The organism is Mesorhizobium sp. M7A.F.Ca.MR.362.00.0.0 (genome assembly GCF_004023175.1).
Classification (GTDB): Bacteria; Pseudomonadota; Alphaproteobacteria; order Rhizobiales; family Rhizobiaceae; genus Mesorhizobium.
In genome coordinates, this window is the sequence record NZ_RZTF01001032.1 from 1 (window position 1) to 269 (window position 269).

The 269-nt window shown below is 42.4% G+C and carries 1 protein-coding gene; it reads left to right on the forward strand.

Translation table 11 applies throughout. The features are described 5' to 3' along the window. On the forward strand, positions 1-259 hold a 259-nt coding region (locus tag EOC06_RS40640), incomplete at its 5' end, for a hypothetical protein (RefSeq protein ID WP_164899089.1). Between the last annotated feature and the right edge of the window lie 10 nt (positions 260-269).

Sequence of the window (269 nt, forward strand, 5' to 3'; positions counted from 1 at the left end):
ATATAAGACTTATAATTTCGAAGAGATAGAAGCAAAAATGAAAGAACAAGTTCGAAAGGAACTTCTGGAAGAAGTCCAATCCCAACAGGAGGAAACAACAGAGAAAGGTCAAGCGCAGCCAGAGAACGATGAGTTGTCTGCTCAAGCACAAGTTAGCACGGATAGAAGAACTGAAGCTCACCCTTCATCTCTGGAAAAGCCACGCGCGCACCTTAATCATGATAGGCCCAAGAAAAAAGTATTTGATTGGCCAATATAGCATCTGTCTC